This window comes from Marinobacter lipolyticus SM19, assembly GCF_000397065.2.
GTDB lineage: Bacteria > Pseudomonadota > Gammaproteobacteria > Pseudomonadales > Oleiphilaceae > Marinobacter > Marinobacter lipolyticus.
Window position 1 is genome coordinate 312,021 of the sequence record NZ_KE007317.1, and the last position, 20,094, is coordinate 332,114.

A 20,094-nucleotide genomic window follows, 5' to 3' on the forward strand; every position below is an offset into this window, starting at 1 on the left:
TGCGGCGGTTACCTGTATATCGCTCGCTCCCTTGCATCTCTTTCCCGATCAGGATCTTCCTGGCTTTTTGTGGCTGAGAGAGCATTCAGGTAGTCAGCAGGAACCCCTGTTTCTTTCGCGCCTTGTATGACGTGATGTAAATACCAGGAGTAAGGGAGTAACGATGGATCTGTTGTCGTCGCGTAGTATGTAAAAGCCTCAAGGGAGTTCCCCTGAGTATCTGTTACCATCACCCGTTTTTCCTCATAGCCGAAGCCCAATCCCTCAGCTTTGTCTAGCGGGCCCTTCTCGTAATCCTGTATTTCAAACAGCGCACCAATAACACAGTCATCGGGATTTCCGGTGAATAGCGCGTCGCATTTTGCAGATCCGTCTTTCTTACTCCACTTATGGAACCGGAGAGAGTGCTCGACCAGTGTGAACATACCTATTCGCTCAGCACCCGGAACCCTCCCTTTCAGTCTGAGGAGTGACATATTTGATCCGTACGCAAAATATTTCACGTTGTCTCCATACCGGTGGAGGCCCATCGGGCCGGAACAAATTTAATGCACTGGTTAAGCTTTTATACCCCACTGCTCTCGTCGTAAACGGTAAAGTACATGCGGCCGCAAGGGGCTATTCTCAGGCAAGCTGGGATGCTCAAACTGGCCACTGTACTTCATGCCTATGCGTTCCATGACCCGACGCGATCGCTGATTGCCAACTGTGGTAAAGGAGACGATCTCGGGGAGCTCTAACGGTTGGAATGCAACATTTAGCGCACCACGAGTAGCCTCTGATGCATAGCCTTTCCCCCAGTATGCTGACGATAGCCTCCAGCCAATCTCGACACACGGAGAAAAAGGCAGAGTTGCAGTGGGTACGTGTAGCCCACAGAAACCAATAAACGACTCGGCACCCTTGACCTCGACTGCCCAGAACCCCCAACCACGCTGCTCGATGAGCGAGCGAATTTTCTCCGCCATCTCAGTACTTGCTTGGCCACTCAGCGGTTCGGGAAAGTACTCCATGGCCTTTGGATCGGCGTTCAGAGTGGCGAACGACTTGAAATCGCTTTCTTGCCATTGCCGCAAACACAGCCGTTCTGTCTCACATTCTATTAACTCTGCCATAGCAGGGAATGCCTTGTTTCTGAAGCCTAACGCAGCCAGCATGCACGGCTTTGTAGTGGAGGCGAAGCCGCAATGTAATGGGGGTCGCCGTGCCTGCATTGGTTTGGCCATTAGCAGCAACCCGATTCATCGCCTTGAATCTCTGGTTCGTGATACAAATCCCACCACACCTCTACACCCGCAGCGGCCAATCCGCGCATCTGATCTGGCGAGATAGTAGGACCACCTTGAGTGAAACCGTACATAATCGCCACAGACATCTCACAACCACGATCTCGAAGACCTTCCAAAATCCCAGCGTCCTTGAACGGCCCAGCAAGCAGAATTTCAAGGTGCCGTCGGCAATCCTTGGATTCGCTAAGCTCTTTAGTCGAAAAAAACCATCCTTGCCACGGATAGTATCTATTGTTCACATCGGTGCGTTTCGTTCTCTGCTCACCTTTTTCGAAACTACGAGTTGGCTCACAACCTATTGTACGGTATTCTGCACACGAACAACATCCTGTACAGGAGAAACCTCATGGATGCCATTAGCTACACAGCCGCTAGAACCAATCTAGCAAAAACCATGGAGCAGGTCTGTGAAGACCATTCCCCTGTGATCATCACCCGGAGCAAGTCGCAGTCAGTGGTAATGATCTCCCTCGAGGACTACGAGGCGCTGCAAGAAACTGCATACCTTCTGCGCGCACCAAAAAACGCACGGCGTTTGCTGGAATCCGTTGCCGAGCTGGAGCAAGGCGGTGGTCAAGAAAAGGAACTTCTTGAATGAAACTCATCTTCTCCGAGAACGCCTGGGAAGACTATCTGTACTGGCAGAAAACCGACAAAAAGATTCTTAACCGAATCAACAAGCTGATCAAAGAGACCAAGCGAGAACCGTTTGAAGGTGTTGGCAAACCAGAGCCCCTAAAACACAGCCTCGCCGGGTACTGGTCTCGCCGGATCAACGAAGAACACCGAATAGTTTACAAAGTCACGGATGACGCTTTGCTTATCGCCCAGCTCCGGTATCACTACTGATTTAACGCCGTATTAGACCGCTTTCGCAAATATCGCAGAAACGTGCGTTCCACATAACTCCGCATTTCTTCTAACCTGCGATTTCTAAAGTTCTCATATTTACAACAGCCTAGCCGAGTCCGACTTGGGTTGCTATGTAATCGCGTGGCTTCTCGTTTTTGCTCAAGGAGGGACTGTATCGTGATTCGGCTCTGACAATTTGAATGCCACACACCGCCAAGCTCCAGCTACTATGGGTTCAGAGTGGGAGAACTAATGGTCTGCAGCGTTAAATGTCGTAAATCAGAAGGAAATGTCGCAACATACTGATTTTTATGGTGCCCGGAGCCGGAATCGAACCGGCACGGCCTTGCGGCCGAGAGATTTTAAGTCTCTTGTGTCTACCAATTTCACCATCCGGGCATCGGAGGGAGGTTTTGAGGGGCAGAATTGTATAAGGCCGCGTAAGTTAACGCAATCCGGAATCTGCCCTCACCTTCTCCAGCCGCGAATCAGACTTCTGCCGGTTTGACCGCTCTGCCCTTGTAGATGTAGCCGGCTATCTTGGGTGCCTTGGGTATGTAGAGGTTCTCCAGTTCCAGGATTTCGAAGCCTGCGTGTCGGATCAGGTCGGCGATGTGACGGTTCAGGTGGCAGCCACCCGCAAGCTTTTTCCAGCCGGGTGTGATTCGGTGCTGCCATTTCCGTGTGCTGTCGTGGGGAGATTCGCCATGCTCCAGAAACAGCAGTTCACCACCGGGCTTGAGTACCCGCCACATCTGCTGGAGCGCTGCTTGCCAATCAGGGATGGTGCACAAGGTAAATGTGAGCAATACCGTGTCTACGGAGTGGTCGTCCAGAGGGATTTTCTCTCCGGGAAGATCCAGCCATTCGACTTGAACCGGGGAACGGGCGAGATTTGGCAGTGCTTTGCGTCTCATCCCCTCTGAGGGTTCCAGTCCGTAGACCAGGCTGACATTGTCCGGGTTGTAGAACTCCAGGTTGATGGCCGAACCCATGCCGACTTCCAGCACCCGGCCTTTCGCCCGGGGCACTATTTGGCTGCGCAACTTCATGACCTGGCCCATTGAACAGGCGCGGTCTATGATGTGTGGCAGTATGCGGTTTTCGTAAAAGCTCATCGGCTTCCCCATACTTGTTTCATGTCAAGGATGCGACAATCTGCCCTATCGAGGTTGTCGTTTTATTTAGTAACATAATGATTATCTGCCGGTAATAACAATATAACAAACTGAGCTAAGGCAGCGGCTGAACGGGTACGCTGGCCCGTTTGTTGTAATGTGAACTTTACCGGAGGGTTCCCATGGACCTAGATCCTCTCATCCTATCGCGAATTCAGTTCGCGTTCGTGGTGTCATTTCACGCCATTTTCCCGGTTTTTACCATCGGGCTTGCTTCCTTCATCGCCGTGCTCGAAGGCCTCGCCTTTAAAACCCGAAGCCCGATCTGGGAAAAGCTCTCGGCCTTCTGGACCAAGGTCTTTGCAGTAGTCTTCGGCATGGGGGTGGTATCCGGTATCGTGATGTCATTCCAGTTCGGGACCAACTGGAGTAACTTCGCCCAGGCATCGGCCAACTATCTCGGTCCGATACTGAGTTATGAGGTGGTCACCGCCTTCTTTCTGGAAGCGGCATTCCTGGGGGTGTTGTTGTTTGGCCGCGATAAGGTACCTGCGGGCGTTCACCTGCTCGCCGCTATTATGGTTGCCACCGGTACGTTCATTTCATCGTTCTGGATACTGTCAGCCAACAGCTGGATGCAGACCCCGGCGGGCACTGAACTGCGGGATGGCGTGTTTTACGTGACTTCCTGGAGCGAGGCAATATTCAATCCGTCCTTCCCCTACCGGTTCCTGCATATGGGGCTGGCCTCCTTCCTGACCGGCAGTTTTGTGGTCGCGGGCGTAAGTGCCTGGTACCTGCTCAAAGGTCGGGAAGTAGAAGCCAACCGAAAGGCGCTGTCCATGTGTCTGTGGCTGCTGCTGTTTATCGCTCCGGCCCAGGCAGTGGTGGGCGATTTCCACGGCCTGAACACTCTGGAACACCAGCCCATGAAGGTTGCGGCAATGGAGGGTAACTGGGAAACCTCGCGCAATGTACCGCTGTTATTGTTTGCGATTCCGGATCAGGAAAACCAGACCAACCGGTTCGAGATCGCGATCCCCAGTCTGGCCAGTTTCATTCTGACCCATGAGTGGGATGGCGAAGTGCCCGGCTTGAATGAGGTGGCGGTTGAGGAGCAGCCTCCGGTTGCGATTGTATTCTGGTCTTTCCGAATCATGGTGGGCCTTGGCTTGCTGATGATTATCTTCGCCGTGACCGGCCTTGTGCTTCGTGCAGGCGGCCGTTACTGGCGTACAGGCTGGTTCCTCCAAGGTCTGCGTTTTATGAGTATTGCACCGTTCATTGCCGTGCTCACCGGTTGGTTCGTCACCGAAGTGGGCCGCGCACCCTGGCTGGTGTATGGGATGATGACCCAGGCTCAGTCCGTCACACCCTCGCTAACCGGTGGCATGGCGCTGTTTACACTCATCGGCTATATCGTGGTGTACGGTCTGGTGTTCTCTGCAGGCGTTTATTACCTGATGCGCGTTCTCTATGTGGGGCTGGAAGACCGGCACGATGAAGACGAGCACGAAGCCGAACGGCCGGCACGGCCTTTTTCGGCCACCCATGTGCCGTTTGAATACAGCAACGACAAGCCAAAAAAACCAGCCAACCAGGGAGGTCACTGATTATGGAACTGTTTGATCTGCCCCTGATTTGGGCATTCATTATCGGCTTCGGCATCATCATGTATGTGCTGATGGACGGCTTCGATCTCGGGGTTGGCATTCTCTTCCCCTTCGCGCCCTCTGAGGAAAGCCGGGACACCATGATGAACTCAGTCGCACCGGTTTGGGACGGTAACGAAACCTGGCTGGTTCTGGGTGGCGCTGGTCTGTTGGCAGCGTTTCCGATGGTGTATTCGATCTTCCTGCCCGCGCTCTATATTGGCGTGTTCCTGCTGTTGGCCGGTCTGATCTTCCGTGGCGTGGCGTTCGAGTTCCGGTTCAAGGCCCGCACGTCCCGCTATCTATGGAACTGGGCCTTTGCCGGCGGCTCCACCCTGGCGGCGTTTGCCCAGGGCGCGGTGGTTGGCGCGTATATTCAGGGCTTTGAAACGGCTAATGGGGTTTACGTTGGGGGCGCTCTCGACTGGCTCACGCCGTTCACCGTGCTTACAGGCCTCGGCATGCTCGCCGGCTATGCCCTGCTGGGATCCACGTGGCTGATCATGAAAACTGAGGGACGGCTGCAGGAGTGGGCCTACAGGATCACCCTGCCACTGTTGGCCGGGGTGCTGGTGGTGTTCGGGATTATCAGCGTCTGGACGCCGTTCGTGGATGACCTGGTGCGGGGACGCTGGTTCTCCAGCCTGACTGTTATCTGGGTCCTGCCGGTGCTGACACTGCTTTGCGCCTTCCAGATTTTCCGGTCAGTCCGCAATCGGTTTGAGGGTATGCCTTTCGTGGCGACCATGGGGTTGTTCATCTTTACGTACCTGGGCCTGATCGTCAGCCGCTGGCCCTATGTGGTACCGCCGGATTACACCCTCTGGGATGCAGCCTCCGCCTATGAGTCCCAATTGTTCCTGCTGCTGGGGCTGCTGTTCGTAATTCCCATCGTGCTGGTCTATACCGCCTGGACTTATTGGGTGTTCCGGGGCAAGGTTCGCGCCGGCGAGGGCTATCACTAAGTGGCTGAGACGGGTGACATAACCTCACCCACCAGTCAGCAGGCCGTCAGGCAATGGCTGTCGGAACTGGCCCGTGGCAACCGTCTGTGGATTCGCAGTACGGTTGTGGCGGGCGTAGTTGCCGGTATCGCCACGATCGCGCAGATGGTCTTTCTCGCCCGGATTATCCATCTGGGCGTCATTGACGAGGTTCCGGTTGCGGATCTCACCCCGCTCTTCCTTTGGCTGATCCTGGCGCTATTTATCCGCGCTATCGGACAGGGTTTCCAGACTCGACTTGCCGCCCGTTGCAGTGAACAGGTCCGGCGTGACGCCCGCCGCCAGATTCACAAGCACTGGCAGGCGACGGGGCCGGTTGCCCTGGGGCAGTCTTCAGCAGGAACCCTGGCGCGGGAATGGATTGGCCATGTTGAGGCCCTGCATGGTTACTTTGCCCGGTTTCTCCCCCAGATGATGCTGTCGGTTGTGGTGCCGATGCTGATCTTGGTTCTGGTGTTCTGGCTGGACTGGTTGGCCGGGATGTTTCTGATCCTGTCAGCGCCGTTGATCCCGCTGTTCATGGCGCTGGTGGGTATGGGCGCGGAAAAGCTGAACCAGCAACATTTCGAGACCATCAGCCGGCTGTCGGGGCAGTTTCTGGACAAGGTGCGGGGCCTCACAACCCTTCAGCTTTTTGGCCAGACGGCCGACGCCACGGAGCTCATCCGTAATCGCTCGGACCATTACCGGCGCATCACCATGAAAACCCTGCGGGTGGCTTTTCTTTCCTCGGCGGTACTGGAATTTTTTGCGTCCGTGGCTATTGCGGTGATTGCCATTTACATCGGCTTTGGCTTGCTGGGCTACATCACTTATGGCCCTTCGGAGGAACTGACGCTGTTTTCCGGGCTGTTGATCCTGTTACTGGCACCTGAGTTTTTTCAGCCATTACGAACGCTCTCCCAGCATTACCATGATCGCGCTGCCGCCCTGGGTGCCGGCGCAGAAATCCTGCAACGACTAACCACGCCGGTGGATAGCCATCGGCAGCTTGCTGGAACCGCCAATCCCGGCAGTGCGCGTGACGTTATTGAGCTGGACTCAGTTTCGGTGACGTTCAGGGCGAACCAGGATGTGCTCAGGGACGTTTCGTTGGTGGTTGCCAACGGCGAAGTGATTGCCCTCACCGGCCCTTCCGGTGGCGGGAAATCGACCCTTTTGCACCTGCTGGCCGGTTTCATGGCGCCAGACAGTGGCAGAATTCATCTATTCGCCCAGCCACCCGGCAGTTTTCGTTTTGGCTGGCTGGGGCAAAAAGGCTTCCTGGTTCAGGGAACCTGGGCTGACAATCTCCGCCTGACTACGCCGGATGCCTCGGACATTGCCATCGATACGGCCCTGCGCAATGTTGGCCTGGGTCCACTTCTGGACAGTCGGCAGGAGGGCATAAACAGTCTCGTGTCCGAAGACGGCCAGGGCCTGTCTGGCGGACAGGCCCGGCGCCTGAGTCTGGCGCGTATTTTTCTGGCGGATTACGACCTGATCCTTCTGGACGAGCCTACCGCCGGTCTGGACAGCGATAGCGAGGTGTTTGTACTGGAGGCTCTACACAAGTTGGCGGTTGCCGGTAAAACACTGATCTTTTCTACCCATCACCAGGCGCTGCTGACACTGGCCAATCGGGTGCTGCTGGTTTCCGATGGGGAGGTTCGCAATGCGTGACCTCAAACCGTGGTTGGCGCTTATTTTCAAGCGTCCCGGCAGACTGGTGATGGGGGGCGCTCTGATTATGGCGACGTTGCTCTCCGGCATTGGACTGCTTGCGGTTTCTGGCTGGTTTATCACTGAGACAGCACTGGTCGGGATGCTTCTGGCCGCAGGCGTTGCCGCGACTATCAATCTGTATGTACCCGGTGGCGCTATCCGTTTTTTTGCGGTGTCCCGAACGGTGTTCCGGTATCTGGAGCGGGTATACAACCACGATACGGTTTTGCGGTTGCTTACAGACATCCGGGTGGCACTGTTTCAGAGTCTGGCCTCGGCCAGCCGTCGCCACAGGAGGCAACTGACCGGAGCCGAGTGGCTGTCCAGGCTCACCAGCGATGTCGATGCTCTGGATACCCTGTACCTCCGGCTGATTGCACCAACAGCGCTTGCCGCGTTGGTTACCGCCCTCGTTGTCGCTCTGACGGCCGCTCTGTTTGATATAAAGACAGCAACGTTGGTGGGACTTGTGCTGCTGGTCGCGTTTCTTATCGCCACGATCGGCACCTATCTGAGAACACGGCATCTGGCCGCAAGACAGAGCGACTGTCAGGAATCATTACGAACGGCAGTGATTGAGTACATCGAGGGCTTTGCCGAGCTGACCGCTGCCGGCAGAACCGGCAAGCACGCGGCGTGGCTGATGCGTCAGGCCCACCAAGTGACGTCTGAGCAAGCTCAGGCGGACACCCTGGCAGGCTGGCACCTGGCCGGCTCACATCTGCTGATTAATCTCTCAGCGGTTCTGACCCTATGGGCGGGTTTCGCTCTGTTTCGTGCCGGAGTGGTATCCGGGCCGGTGCTGGTCCTGTTGCCTATTGCCCTGCTCGGCCTCGCGGAAATCTACGCCATGCTGCCTGACGCGTTCGGCAAATTGGGGGCAACGGCTGCCTCAGCCAGTCGTCTGAACCGGGATTGTCAGGCAGAGGAACCGGCTCGGGATACCGGTGCTCAAGGTTTACCAGCGAACGCGGCCCTTTTCGCAACAAATCTGGCTGTAAAACATCCGGGCCACGCCCCGCTGTTCACTCATTTTGAACTTGAGGTCAATGCTGGCGAGCGTGTGGGCATCCTGGGTTATTCCGGTAGCGGCAAGTCCACCCTGGCGGATGTGTTTTCCGGGCTGCTGCCAGCCGCCCATGGCAATCTGGCCACGCGGGACCTAGTGTATCTCACCCAAAAAACCGTGCTGTTCGAGGATACCCTGAGAGCCAACTTACTGTTGGGGGCCCCGAACGCCAGCGAGACCGAACTGTGGCGCATATTGGAAGTGGTGGAACTGGCAGATCGCTTCGCCCCAGAGCCCGACCAGCTTGATACCTGGCTGGGCAGCTCAGGAAGCCGCTTATCGGGGGGGGAGGCTCGGCGCGTAGCATTGGCACGAGTGCTGTTGAACCCGGCTCCGGTGGTCATACTGGACGAACCGTTTACCGGCCTGGATGCCGGAACCCGGGCACGGATTGCGAAACGAATGGACTTGCTTCTGGAAGGGAAAACCGTGATCAGTCTGGCCCACGGGCCCGATGCCCTTCCGGGCACCGACCGCGTGATCCATCTGCCGGGTTAGCGGGTTTCAACCAGCTCAAAGGCTAATCCTGCCTTGCTGGTCAGCCGGTCCATCAGTTTGCCATCCAGCAGCGAGGCCGGGGTCCAGAAACCGCCCGGTTGCTCGGCGGGTACATCAAAAGCCAGACACATACCCGCTTCCCCCAACATTTTTCCGGTGGAACCGTAGCCTGGATCACGGTCACCGGTGACTTTGGTTATCAGGGTGCGTCCGTCCTCGGTTTTGCCAATAAAACGCAGGTCGAAGTAGCCATTTTCCTGCGCTTCGGGGCTTGGCCCTTCACCCGGTGCAGGAACAAACTTTTCTACCAGCCAGCGTGTGGGCTTCAGAGCCGATGCCGTGAAGAATGCTCCCAGGCCACCGGTAATGCCATAGGCCGTCAGGCGCCCTTTTATGCCGCGCCCGGTCATCATGGCCTCGTCGTAGGTGAATTCCTTGCCGTAACGGGCTTGCTGCAATGCGTTGGAGCGATGCACCACGCGGGTATTGATGGCCCCCATGACAAACGGCGCCAGCCAGACACCAAAGTCCTCATCATATTCCGCGGTTTTCAGGCTTGGCTGACGAGCCTGGGAGCGGTGATCCGGTGGGCAGATGGAAAAGGGATTCGCCAGTTCTTTCCTCAGCTTCGGGTCGGAAGCCGCTTCCTTGGCGATATTGATCATGGAGGCCACCGTCCCGCCGGAGAACTCCCCTTTCGCCGCCTTCACTCGCATCCTGACATCGCGACAGGGGGCGCCGAAGGTCTGCTCCGCCTGCTGTTGCAGGAACCACACACCCATATCCGATGGTATCGAGTCAAAGCCGCAGCAATGAACGATCCGGGCCCCTGAGGATTTGGCCTCTTCCTCATAGCGCTCCACCATCTTGCGAATCCATTGCACTTCGCCGGTCAAGTCACAGTAATCGGTGCCGGTGCGCACACAGGCCTGCACCAGGGGTTCGCCGTATAACGCATAAGGACCAACGGTGGAGATGATGACCCGTGTCTGGTCACACATGGCCTGCAGATCAGCTTCCCCCGCAGCGTCCGCAATGATGACCGGCAAATCCGCAGCGTCGCCACCGAGATCTTCCTTCAATGTGGCAAGCTTGCTCTCGGAGCGTCCCGCAATGGCCCAGGACACGGACTTACCCACTCCGTATGCCTCGAGCAAGTAACGTGTGAGTATCTGGCCCACAAAACTGGTTGCCCCAAAGACCACCAAGTCATAGGTTGTCTGCGTTGATTTCGTCATTGATTATCCTTTTCTCCGTTGGAATAAATGCATAAATATCGCAACACCCAGGCCCCAGAAAGCGTTCAGCAGCAACCCACCGACCCAGCTCTGAGCTGAGACATCGAGACCTTTGAGGGGAAATACAACCAACATGGCCACTGCAGTGGGGCCGACAGCACCCACAATGACATGGCCCAGCCAGAATTTCATCCCGACAAGACGTCCCAGGAGGGCCCAAAGCACAATACCCCACAGCCCTCCGAAGAACGCCAGTGATACCACCGCCGGCACCCCAAAAGGCGGTACCGGCGTTATATTGAAGGGTGCCATTGGCACCATGCCGCCCAGGTAGAACAAAGCAAACAGTCCCTGGTGGAAAATAATAGTCGCAATAAAGCCACTCACAAATGCCTTGAACCAAACCATGTAATATCTCCTGAAAATGACCGTCGGCACGGCCAATCGTTTGTCACAATGTATCCGGCACACTGCAGGAAACACAATGAAAAATACACACGTCCCGGAGGTCAACCTTGGTGACACTGTTACTGATCCTGAGTCTGTTGCTTGCCATCTTCAGCGCCTTTCTGTTCTGGCAGATCTGCGAGCAACGTAAAGTCATCGCCCAGATGATGGAAAGTGATGACATCACAGAACCGGATCGGGACCCCGAGCTGATCCTTACGCTCCGCGTTGTCGATCCGATTTCTGTTGCCAAGCGAGAATCCCGGTCCGCCCGAGTTCTGGCCGATCATTTGCCTGTTATGGTACGCAAAATGGTGTATCAGGAAGTGATGAAGGAGTTGGAACGGGAACTGGACGAACGTGAAATCGACGTACAGATGCACATCGAATATCGCTGAATGAGGTAACCCATGTCTATTCTGATTGCCTCTGCCACCCTGTTGACCGCAAGCTCGGCAGGTCTGGCCTATACATACTGGCAAGTGCTCGACAGCCGTCGCCGACTGCGGGTGGTCAATTCCCACCGCATTGCAGCAAACAGCGCTATCCAGAAAAGCCGGATGGACCTGCTGGAAGTGCGTAACCGTGCGAAGCTACTGGAAGAAACCGTCACCGGCGGTGCCACAGCTGTAGAAAAGGTCCACAAAGCAATTTCCTCAACCACGTTTGGCCTGATTGATCATTTCTCCCGGGATGACCAGTTCCGCCAGACAGCCCGCAAGGCCCGACAAACCCACGATCAGACCAGTCAACAGATCTATCATGGCGTACGTACAACCAATCGGGCGCTGCATATCCTGGCGGATACGCTGATCATCAGCAAAGCGGAAAAACGGATCATTTCCAGAAAGCATAAAAAAAGGCACCCGTAGGTGCCTTTTTTCTGAGAGCTCAGAAAGTTACAGAACCTTCTTCAACTCTTCCTCAAGCTGCGGAACCGCTTCGAACAGGTCCGCTACCAGGCCATAATCGGCAACCTGGAAGATTGGTGCTTCCTCGTCCTTGTTGATCGCAACGATCACCTTGGAATCGGACATACCAGCCAGGTGCTGGATGGCACCGGAGATACCAACAGCGATGTACAGTTGCGGGGCAACGATCTTACCGGTCTGGCCAACCTGCATGTCGTTCGGCACGAAGCCGGCGTCAACAGCAGCACGGGACGCACCCACGGCGGCGCCCAGCAGATCAGCAACCTGCTCCAGCATCTTGAAGTTGTCACCGTTCTGCATGCCACGGCCACCAGACACAACAATGCCGGCGCTACCGAGGTCTGGACGATCGGACTTGGCCAGTTCTTCATTCACGAAGGCGGACAGGCCAGCGTCTTTCACGATGTCCAGCTGCTCAACGGAGGCGGAACCGCCTTCACCGGCAACAGGATCGAAACCAGTCGGACGCACGGTGATGACCTTGATGGCATCGTTCGCCTTCACAGTGGCGATGGCGTTACCAGCGTAGATCGGACGAACGAAAGTGTCCTCGGACTCGACACGGATGATGTCGGAGACCTGGGCCACGTCCAGCAGCGCGGCGACGCGCGGCATGAAGTCCTTACCGGTGGTGCCGGCAGCGGCCAGGATGTGGCTATAGCCCTTACCTACTTCAGCCACCAGCTCACCCAGGTTCTCACCCAGGAAGTGACCATACGCTGCGTTGTCGGCAACCAGTACCTTGTTAACGCCTTCGGCCTTGGCCGCGGCTTCTGCCACCGCCCCACAGTTCTCGCCGGCGACCAGTACGTCGATGTCACCGCCAATGGCCTTGGCAGCCGCTACCACATTCAGGGTCGCCTGCTTCAGGCTGCTGTTGTCGTGTTCAGCAATTACAAGGATGCTCATTTAGATCACCTTCGCTTCGTTCTTCAGTTTATCGACCAGCTCAGCCACGTCAGCGACCTTCACACCCGCCTGACGGGCGGCCGGTGCTTCCACTTTCAGGGTGGACAGACGGTTGGCAATGTCGACACCCAGATCGGCCGGGCTCATGGACTCGAGCGGCTTCTTCTTGGCCTTCATGATGTTCGGCAGGGAAGCGTAACGCGGCTCGTTCAGACGCAGGTCGGTGGTGACCACGGCCGGCAGGCTCAGCGCCAGGGTCATCAGGCCACCGTCGATTTCACGGGTGACGTTGACCTTGTCGCCTTCAACAACCACTTCCGATGCGAACGTGCCCTGACCCATGCCGGTCAGCGCGGCCAGCATCTGGCCAGTCTGGTTGTTGTCGGAATCGATGGACTGTTTGCCCAGGATGACCAGCTTCGGCTCTTCCTTCTCCACCACGCTCTTCAGCAGCTTGGCCGCTTCGAGAGACTGAACCTCTTCGTCTGTTTCGATGTGGATACCACGGTCAGCACCCAGAGCCAGAGCAGTACGGATTTGCTCCTGGGCGGCCTTCGGGCCGATGGATACCACCACGATTTCACTGGCAACACCCTTCTCTTTCAGACGAACCGCTTCTTCAACAGCGATTTCGCAGAATGGGTTCATTGCCATCTTGACGTTGGCGAGATCAACGCCGGTGTTGTCCGGCTTGACGCGCACCTTTACGTTGTAGTCGATAACTCGTTTTACAGCGACCAGAACCTTCATAGATTCCTCGTTCTTCTACGATGGGTTTAATGACTCGCAATCAGAAACACTCCCAAAAAATGACTCCACCTATGTGGAAAACAGAGTGTTTCTCGATTCCTGTCGTTTCGATGTGAGGCCAGAATTATGGGGCTTCAGACCGAACGTTACAAACAGCTGCCTCACGCGGGGCCCGCTGTCACGGCGGACTTATACTGCAGGCAAAGGTGCACGGGGTCAATAGCCCCGTTCGACACGCCAGGCCTGTTTTCACAGCCAATTGACTCTGTATTGACTCGGTCAAGCTGTGAGACGATACTAAAAAATGACTCAGAACACATATTTAGCATCTTTGCTAACAATGCCAAAGGAGCGCCCCAATTTCAAACAAACGTTTGTTTGATTTTCGATATGCGCTACCCTTGGGGTTGTCAAAAGTCTTATCAAGTCGGGCAATTCGACTTTGGGGAGTCGTCTATACGGACTTTTACCGGTATGATAACGCCCCTGAATTATCCGCCTGCGGGCACATAATATCCATTATAGAAGTAATGAGGAGACCAACGTGGAACGCGAATCGATGGAATTTGATGTTCTTATCGTCGGCGGTGGGCCCGCTGGCCTTTCGGCAGCTTGCCGGGTCATGCAACTGGCGCAGGAAGCTGGTGAAGAACTGACGGTCTGTGTCGTTGAGAAGGGTTCCGAAATCGGGGCTCATATCCTGGCCGGTACCGTATTCGAGCCAACATCGTTGAACGAACTCTTCCCCGACTGGAAAGAGAAAGGCGCGCCGCTGAACACCCCGGTCACCCGGGATGACATTTTCCTGCTGAAAGATCAGGAAAAGGCCACCAAAATCCCGAATGCCTTTGTGCCGAAGAACATGCACAACCACGGCAACTACATCATCAGCCTGGGCAACCTTTGCCGCTGGCTGGCCGAGCAGGCTGAAGGCCTGGGTGTGGAAGTTTATCCGGGCTTTGCCGCTTCCGAGACCATCATTGAAGATGGCCAGGTAAAAGGCATCATCACTGGCGATATGGGCGTGGCCCGTGACGGCAGCGAAAAAGACGGCTACATGCCGGGCATGGAGCTTCGCGCCAAGTACACCCTGTTCACCGAAGGCTGTCGCGGTCACCTGGGCAAGCGCCTGATCAATGACTTCAAGCTGGACGAAGGTAAGGATCCCCAGCACTACGGCATTGGCATCAAGGAACTGTGGGACATCGATCCGGCCAAACACGAGCCAGGCCTGGTCGTACACTCCACGGGGTGGCCTCTGAACGAAAGCGGTTCCACAGGCGGCTCTTTCCTGTACCACCTGGAAAATGGCCAGGTCTATGTCGGCCTGATCACCGACCTGTCCTACAGCAACCCGCACCTGAGTCCGTTCGATGAGTTCCAGCGCCTCAAGCTGCACCCTGAAATCAGCAAGTTCCTGGAAGGCGGCAAGCGTGTTTCCTACGGTGCCCGCGCCATCACCAAGGGCGGCTTCAACTCGTTGCCGAAGATGAGTTTCCCGGGTGGCCTGCTGCTGGGCTGTGATGCCGGTACCCTTAACTTCTCCAAGATCAAGGGCTCCCACACCGCCATGAAATCCGGCCTGCTGGGCGCGGAAGCGGTGTTCGAAGCATTGAAAGAAGGTAAGTCCGGGGAGGAAATCACCAGCTTTGCCGATCGCTTCAAGGACAGCTGGCTCTACAAGGAGCTGTATGACGAGCGCAACTTTGGTCCGGCCATGCACAAGTTCGGCAATATCGTGGGCGGCGGCATCGCCTTCTTCGAGCAGAACATCCTGCGTCGCAGCTTACCGTTCACCCTGCACGATACCATCCCGGATTACGCCACCCTGAAGCCGGCGTCCGAGTGCAAGAAGATCGATTATCCGAAACCGGATAACAGCCTTACCTTCGACAAGCTTTCCTCGGTGTTCATTTCCAACACCAACCACGAGGAAGATCAGCCGGTTCATCTGAAACTGACCGATCCGGACATCCCGCTGAAGGACAACCTGCCCAAATACAACGAGCCCGCACAGCGTTACTGCCCGGCTGGTGTATATGAAGTGGTTGAATCCGAAGATGGCAGCGGCAAGAAGTTCCAGATCAACGCCCAGAACTGTGTTCACTGCAAGACCTGTGATATCAAGGATCCTGCACAGAACATCAACTGGGTGACTCCGGAAGGGGGCGGTGGCCCCAACTATCCGAACATGTAAGTTCGGCTTCCGATAAAAAACGGCCCTTCATGGGCCGTTTTTTTTGGCTTGTCGGATTACGGCCTTACCATATCCGACACTTTTTCCAGGCATAAAAAAAACGACTCACAAAGGAGCCGTTTTTCGATAACGCTTCGGAAAAGCTTAGTGCACGTGGCCGTGCTCTTGCTCTTCGTCGGTCGCATCGCGAGTCTCTACTACTTCTACGTCGAAGTGCAGAGTCTCACCCGCCAGCGGGTGGTTGGCATCGATAGTGACGGTTTCGTCGCCAACTTCAACTACACGAACAACCTGAGGGCCGCCCGGAGTCTGTGCCTGGAACTGCATACCCGGCTCGATAGTATCAACGCCTTCAAATGCAGAACGGGGAACCGGCTGGATCAGCTCTTCGTTAACTTCACCGTAGCCTTCACCGGGCTCGACAGTAACTTTTGCCTGGTCACCGGCGTTCTTTTCGTTCAGCGCACTTTCCAGTCCGCCGATAATGTTTTGTGCACCTTCCAGATACGTCAGAGGCTCACGACCTTCTACACGGGAAGAGTCTAGCTGCTCGCCCTGGTCGTTAGTGAGTGTGTAATGGATGGTGACAACACGAGGTTGGGCCATGTGATCTCCTTGCGTGTCGCAATGACTGTTTAATTGAATTTGGGTAATCGCGAGTAATCATGAACAGCCAGACTGCACAGAGGGACTAACGACCACCGGGCCTCGTTAGAGAGCCAGGCTCGGTAACAAGATCGAAAATACAGTTTAACAAGTGTCGGACTGCCTTTTCTACCGTCAGTTGTTTGGGGCAAAGTGAGTCTTTTCAACTCCCCCGCCCGATTTCATAAAAGTTTCCGCCACTCCAGACACCCAGAACCGATGAGTCGCCATCCGTCATGCTCTCAACGACATGGTCTGCCAGGTCGTAGAAGGCGGCAGTGACCAGTCTGGCTTCCAGGCCGTGCCGGACCATAACAACCGGGCGCGGCTCGTCACTGTCCGGGTAGCGCCCAACAGCCAGGGGATGCTCTGCGCCTACTGCCAGGGTTTCACCCACATTGGTGGTCAGGTAAAGCGTTTGATCAGTTCCCTGCCCTTTCACTTCCAGGGAATGGGCCAGCAACGGAGCATCCTCAACACTGATGCGCCATTTCTCAACGGGGGTTACCAGATAATAGTCGCCGTCGTCCTCTCGCCGGAGGATGGTTGAGAACAGTCGCACGATAGCCTCTCGCGCCAGGGGCTCACCGTTATAAACCCACTGCCCATCCCGGGTGATCCGGATATCGATATCACCGGACAATTCCGGATGCCATTTATCCAGAGGAGGCAGGCCCTTGCCGGCGCCACCTGACTGTTCGACCTGTTTCGCTATGCTCTCCGGATTATGCGCCATGCGTTATAGCCCTCTCATCCACTCCGGGCGCAATGCTGCCGCGCCGGGGCTGTTTATTGCCAGGTTTACTTCGTCCAGTAATCGTTGTTTGTCACGTCCCAGGGTGCCTTTCAACACCAGATAGTTGGACGCGTGATCGCTGCGGAAGATGGTCTTTTCCAGCTCCAGATGCTCAAGAAAGAGCTGGATCTCCCGAAACAGGCCGTCCTGATTGAGAGGAACAAAATCCTCGCCAAATCCCTCCCGGAAACGCTCCTCCCCCTGCGGAAAACTCACCACCAGTGTAGACAGGTAATCCGGCTGGGTGTCATTGCACAGTTTTGCGGTATTGATAGCATGCTGTTCCGAAAGAACCTCACCGCCAAGACCGTTAAGGACCATGACCGAACTGGTCAGACCCGCCTCACGGATTTTCAGGAGTGCGGAACGGGTGGATTCACCGGTTTCGCCCTTGTTGACCCGACGCAGGATCTCGTCGTCTCCGGACTCCATCCCCACATACAATATCTTCAGTCCTGCCTCACGCAGTTGAGCCAGCTCCTCGACGGTCTTTTTGGCAAGATTCCTGGGTAGGCAATAACTGGAAATCCGTTGCAGTTCAGGAAACGCGGCTTTCAGGTCTGCCAGGATCTCCAGCAGCCTGCGTGTGGGTAACACCATGGCATCGCCGTCCGCGAGGAACACTCGGCGCACTCCGCCCAGGCTTTTTGCAGCCTTCTCAATATCTTCGCGCACCTCTTCCGGCTTCCGTGCCCTGAACTTTTTCTGAGGCTGTGTGTACATCTCGCAGAAGGTGCATTTATTCCATGAGCAGCCGTTGGTGACAGGCAGAATGAGCGATTTCGCCTCACTGGGCGGACGGAAGACGGGTTCTATGTAATCAATTGGAAAACTGTACATATAGGAATCGAGCACTCTCTTTCGCTTTAACTCGCCTGAATCAGGGCAGGAACTGGGCCCGGATATCCGCGCATCCAGGCCCCACTACCGGCATTTCCAGAAGAACCGCCTGTGAGGTCATGAACGGAATACCACGGCGATGCCCATCCACCAACAAGGTGGATAAGGCACCAACGAACGGCATGTGCGAGACCAGCATCAGCGGCGACGTCACCACTTCCAGCAATTCGTCCAGGCAGCGCCCAGGGTCATCGTCCGGCGTTATGAAGTCTTTCTCGATCACCGGACAATTGATGATCTCGGACATAATGGCCGCCGTCTGCCTGGCACGAACCAACGGGCTACACCAGACAATCTCCGGGCGCCAGGGGGATTCGGCAATATCCGCAGCGACGGAGGCAACCGATGCACGCCCTGCTTCAGTCAGTTCGCGTTCCTGGTCAATGGTGTGCCACCCGGCTTCACCATGGCGCATAACGATCAGATGCACGGGCTACCTCCGGCTGACATGACGGTTATTGGCTAATGGTCCGGGGCAAAATAAATTCCACATCGGAATTCTGGACCGACATCATCAAGCTGTTAATGACCGCGCTGATCGAAGCGCCATCGTACAGAATTTCGTACAGCCCTCTCACAAGGGGCATGTAAATGCCAATTGCTTCCGACTTTTCCTTCACCAGCTTGAGGGTGTAAATGCCCTCGGCTACCTGCCCCAGTTCTGCCACCGCGTCATCCAGCTTCTTGCCCTTACCGACCGCATAACCGACACGATAATTCCGGCTTTTCGGAGAGGTACAGGTCACAACCAGGTCACCGACACCAGCCAGCCCCATAAAGGTCATTGGGTTGGCACCAAGGCTGACCGCAAACCGGCTCATTTCCGCCAGCCCGCGGGTAATCAGCATGGCCTTGGCGTTCTCCCCAAGGTCAAGCGCGGCAGCCAGGCCGGAAACGATGGCATAGATGTTTTTGAGCGCGCCAGCCAACTCAACCCCATAAACGTCCACATTGGCATAGACCCGAAAATACTCACACCCCAGGAGGTCCTGTACGGCGCGACGAACTTCCGGATCCTTTGCCGCGATAACGGTTGCGGTCAGGTCCTTGTTAACGATCTCCCCCGCCAGGTTGGGCCCACTCAGGACGCCGATGCGGCAACGCGGAATCTCTTCCTGGAGAATTTCACTCATTAACTTGAAGCCGAGCTCCTCGATACCCTTGGTAAGGCTGATAACGATCTGACCATCCGCAAAATCCTTGCTGTGCTCCCGGATTACAGCTCGAAATGCCTTGCTCGGGATGGCCAGAAATACTACCTCGGCCTTGTCAACGGCTCCTGCCAGATCCGTAGTCGGCTGAACGTCGCCTTCCAGCTTGACTCCCGGCATGTATCGGCTGTTAACGTCAGTATTGCGGATCTCTTCGACTTGAGTTTTGTCTCGCATCCAGAAATGCACGGTGTGGCCATTGTCCGCCAGCACCTTACTCATAGCAGTGCCAAAGCTGCCACCGCCCAATACGGCCACATCACGGCCAGTGGAGGACGCCCCTGTTGTTTGCGGGTCTTTTTGATCAGGCATAGTTCGTCCGTTCTTTTATTGGATCAGATGAGGTCGCGGCTGCCATGCTCACAGGAGACGTGGCCGTGATCAGCCGTGTTCTTCACATTCCAGGGCGCGAACCAGATTCTTGAACTCTTCCCTATTACGGCTGTTCAGACCCATCAGTACGCGGTGGGCGTCCAGCACTTTATCGCGAACCTGTTGTTCACTGGCACGCAGTACGGGAATTTCCTCAAGTTCTTCAATCCGGGATGCGGGCTCACGAACAATGATGAAAATCTTGTCGAAACCCATGGAAGTGATGATTCGGGTAATGTCGGGGTTGGTGGAAACCAGTGTGGGCAGGAAATGGCTTCGTTTCTGGGCGGCCATGGCGATCTTTGCCAGCAGGCCCAGAGTGGTGCTATCGATGATCTCGCATTCGGTAAGATCGATCACCACCGTTTTGAATTCGGGATCCTGGGTAATGGACTCAACCAGATTGTCCAGCGTTGAACAAAGGTTCAGCCGGATTTCCCCAATAAACTTCAGGAGGTAAATACCCTGATTTTCGGCTTGCAGGATCTTGTAACCAGCCATATTTACACTG

The 20,094-nt window shown here is 55.8% G+C and carries 23 protein-coding genes and 1 tRNA gene; 9 read left to right on the forward strand and 15 right to left on the reverse strand.

Translation table 11 applies throughout. The features are described from left to right. Positions 1-8: 8 nt before the first annotated feature. Genes MARLIPOL_RS07795 through MARLIPOL_RS18980 form a run of 3 tightly spaced genes read right to left on the reverse strand, consistent with a single transcriptional unit; the run spans position 9 to position 1,588 of the window. Complete coding sequence (locus MARLIPOL_RS07795) at positions 9-503, reverse strand: gamma-glutamylcyclotransferase (RefSeq protein ID WP_036190965.1); 495 nt, start codon at positions 501-503, stop codon at positions 9-11. Between the two features lie 54 nt (positions 504-557). Continuing rightward, positions 558-1,226 (reverse strand): GNAT family N-acetyltransferase, encoded by a 669-nt coding sequence (locus tag MARLIPOL_RS07800; protein ID WP_323807369.1) that lies wholly within the window; start codon positions 1,224-1,226, stop codon positions 558-560. Further along, positions 1,226-1,588 carry a DUF4279 domain-containing protein gene (locus MARLIPOL_RS18980; protein WP_082446097.1) on the reverse strand — a complete coding sequence of 121 codons (363 nt, stop codon included), beginning with the start codon at positions 1,586-1,588 and terminating at the stop codon, positions 1,226-1,228. Before MARLIPOL_RS18980 ends, MARLIPOL_RS07800 begins: the two co-directional genes overlap by 1 nt. A 47-nt stretch (positions 1,589-1,635) precedes the next feature. Between MARLIPOL_RS18980 and MARLIPOL_RS07805 the strand changes: the two genes are divergently transcribed. After that, positions 1,636-1,887: a type II toxin-antitoxin system Phd/YefM family antitoxin gene (locus MARLIPOL_RS07805; protein WP_012137510.1), complete on the forward strand. Its 252-nt coding sequence runs from the start codon at positions 1,636-1,638 to the stop codon at positions 1,885-1,887. Continuing rightward, on the forward strand, positions 1,884-2,138 hold the full coding sequence (locus MARLIPOL_RS07810; RefSeq protein ID WP_008938367.1) for a Txe/YoeB family addiction module toxin: 255 nt from the start codon (positions 1,884-1,886) through the stop codon (positions 2,136-2,138). Before MARLIPOL_RS07805 ends, MARLIPOL_RS07810 begins: the two co-directional genes overlap by 4 nt. 315 nt (positions 2,139-2,453) lie before the next feature. Here the strand turns inward: MARLIPOL_RS07810 and MARLIPOL_RS07815 are convergent. Further along, positions 2,454-2,540, reverse strand: a tRNA-Leu gene (locus MARLIPOL_RS07815). Between the two features lie 89 nt (positions 2,541-2,629). Continuing rightward, on the reverse strand, positions 2,630-3,259 hold the full coding sequence (locus tag MARLIPOL_RS07820; protein WP_036191107.1) for a class I SAM-dependent methyltransferase: 630 nt from the start codon (positions 3,257-3,259) through the stop codon (positions 2,630-2,632). A 182-nt stretch (positions 3,260-3,441) separates the two neighbouring features. Between MARLIPOL_RS07820 and MARLIPOL_RS07825 the strand changes: the two genes are divergently transcribed. From MARLIPOL_RS07825 to cydC, 4 genes are read left to right on the forward strand one after another with little or no spacing between them, the layout of a single operon-like run. After that, positions 3,442-4,872: a cytochrome ubiquinol oxidase subunit I gene (locus MARLIPOL_RS07825; RefSeq protein ID WP_012137512.1), complete on the forward strand. Its 1,431-nt coding sequence runs from the start codon at positions 3,442-3,444 to the stop codon at positions 4,870-4,872. 2 nt (positions 4,873-4,874) lie between these two features. Beyond that, positions 4,875-5,876 carry a cytochrome d ubiquinol oxidase subunit II gene (gene cydB / locus MARLIPOL_RS07830; protein WP_012137513.1) on the forward strand — a complete coding sequence of 334 codons (1,002 nt, stop codon included), beginning with the start codon at positions 4,875-4,877 and terminating at the stop codon, positions 5,874-5,876. Next, positions 5,877-7,577 (forward strand): thiol reductant ABC exporter subunit CydD, encoded by a 1,701-nt coding sequence (cydD, locus tag MARLIPOL_RS07835; protein ID WP_012137514.1) that lies wholly within the window; start codon positions 5,877-5,879, stop codon positions 7,575-7,577. Then, positions 7,570-9,186: a thiol reductant ABC exporter subunit CydC gene (gene cydC, locus MARLIPOL_RS07840; RefSeq protein WP_012137515.1), complete on the forward strand. Its 1,617-nt coding sequence runs from the start codon at positions 7,570-7,572 to the stop codon at positions 9,184-9,186. Before cydD ends, cydC begins: the two co-directional genes overlap by 8 nt. Here the strand turns inward: cydC and MARLIPOL_RS07845 are convergent. Together MARLIPOL_RS07845 and MARLIPOL_RS07850 are read right to left on the reverse strand one after the other, a co-directional pair. Further along, on the reverse strand, positions 9,183-10,424 hold the full coding sequence (locus MARLIPOL_RS07845; protein ID WP_012137516.1) for a saccharopine dehydrogenase family protein: 1,242 nt from the start codon (positions 10,422-10,424) through the stop codon (positions 9,183-9,185). The two genes, cydC and MARLIPOL_RS07845, sit on opposite strands and share 4 nt — an antisense overlap. 3 nt (positions 10,425-10,427) lie before the next feature. After that, a complete protein-coding gene (locus MARLIPOL_RS07850; protein WP_012137517.1) occupies positions 10,428-10,832 on the reverse strand; it encodes a hypothetical protein in 405 nt (134 codons plus the stop codon). 110 nt (positions 10,833-10,942) lie between these two features. Here MARLIPOL_RS07850 and MARLIPOL_RS07855 point away from each other — a divergent pair, with 110 nt between their 5' ends. Both MARLIPOL_RS07855 and MARLIPOL_RS07860 read left to right on the forward strand, forming a co-directional pair. Then, positions 10,943-11,269, forward strand: a complete 327-nt coding sequence (locus tag MARLIPOL_RS07855; RefSeq protein WP_228677594.1) for a hypothetical protein — start codon at positions 10,943-10,945, stop codon at positions 11,267-11,269. A 12-nt stretch (positions 11,270-11,281) separates the two neighbouring features. Beyond that, the gene (locus tag MARLIPOL_RS07860) at positions 11,282-11,743 is read left to right on the forward strand and encodes a hypothetical protein (RefSeq protein WP_012137519.1); all 462 of its coding nucleotides are present in this window, start codon (positions 11,282-11,284) and stop codon (positions 11,741-11,743) included. Between the two features lie 27 nt (positions 11,744-11,770). On the opposite strand, the gene MARLIPOL_RS07865 is transcribed toward MARLIPOL_RS07860, so the two are convergent. Together MARLIPOL_RS07865 and MARLIPOL_RS07870 are read right to left on the reverse strand one after the other, a co-directional pair. Beyond that, a complete protein-coding gene (locus tag MARLIPOL_RS07865) occupies positions 11,771-12,712 on the reverse strand; it encodes an electron transfer flavoprotein subunit alpha/FixB family protein (RefSeq protein WP_012137520.1) in 942 nt (313 codons plus the stop codon). Continuing rightward, complete coding sequence (locus tag MARLIPOL_RS07870) at positions 12,713-13,462, reverse strand: electron transfer flavoprotein subunit beta/FixA family protein (RefSeq protein WP_012137521.1); 750 nt, start codon at positions 13,460-13,462, stop codon at positions 12,713-12,715. Between the two features lie 544 nt (positions 13,463-14,006). On the opposite strand from MARLIPOL_RS07870, the gene MARLIPOL_RS07875 reads away from it, so the two are divergent. Beyond that, positions 14,007-15,659: an electron transfer flavoprotein-ubiquinone oxidoreductase gene (locus MARLIPOL_RS07875; RefSeq protein ID WP_012137522.1), complete on the forward strand. Its 1,653-nt coding sequence runs from the start codon at positions 14,007-14,009 to the stop codon at positions 15,657-15,659. Positions 15,660-15,803: 144 nt separating this feature from the next. Here the strand turns inward: MARLIPOL_RS07875 and MARLIPOL_RS07880 are convergent, their stop codons facing one another. The 6 genes from MARLIPOL_RS07880 to MARLIPOL_RS07905 all read right to left on the reverse strand — a co-directional run bounded on the left by MARLIPOL_RS07880 (position 15,804) and on the right by MARLIPOL_RS07905 (position 20,084). Continuing rightward, a complete protein-coding gene (locus tag MARLIPOL_RS07880) occupies positions 15,804-16,265 on the reverse strand; it encodes an FKBP-type peptidyl-prolyl cis-trans isomerase (RefSeq protein WP_012137523.1) in 462 nt (153 codons plus the stop codon). Between the two features lie 202 nt (positions 16,266-16,467). Beyond that, positions 16,468-17,040, reverse strand: coding sequence for a DUF1285 domain-containing protein (locus MARLIPOL_RS07885; RefSeq protein ID WP_012137524.1), 573 nt, complete (start codon positions 17,038-17,040; stop codon positions 16,468-16,470). A 3-nt stretch (positions 17,041-17,043) separates the two neighbouring features. After that, positions 17,044-17,940, reverse strand: a complete 897-nt coding sequence (locus MARLIPOL_RS07890) for a radical SAM protein (protein ID WP_012137525.1) — start codon at positions 17,938-17,940, stop codon at positions 17,044-17,046. Between the two features lie 40 nt (positions 17,941-17,980). Further along, the gene (locus MARLIPOL_RS07895) at positions 17,981-18,430 is read right to left on the reverse strand and encodes a SixA phosphatase family protein (RefSeq protein ID WP_012137526.1); all 450 of its coding nucleotides are present in this window, start codon (positions 18,428-18,430) and stop codon (positions 17,981-17,983) included. 25 nt (positions 18,431-18,455) lie between these two features. Then, on the reverse strand, positions 18,456-19,523 hold the full coding sequence (locus tag MARLIPOL_RS07900) for an NAD(P)H-dependent glycerol-3-phosphate dehydrogenase (RefSeq protein WP_012137527.1): 1,068 nt from the start codon (positions 19,521-19,523) through the stop codon (positions 18,456-18,458). Between the two features lie 69 nt (positions 19,524-19,592). After that, the gene (locus MARLIPOL_RS07905) at positions 19,593-20,084 is read right to left on the reverse strand and encodes an STAS domain-containing protein (RefSeq protein WP_012137528.1); all 492 of its coding nucleotides are present in this window, start codon (positions 20,082-20,084) and stop codon (positions 19,593-19,595) included. Positions 20,085-20,094: the final 10 nt, after the last annotated feature.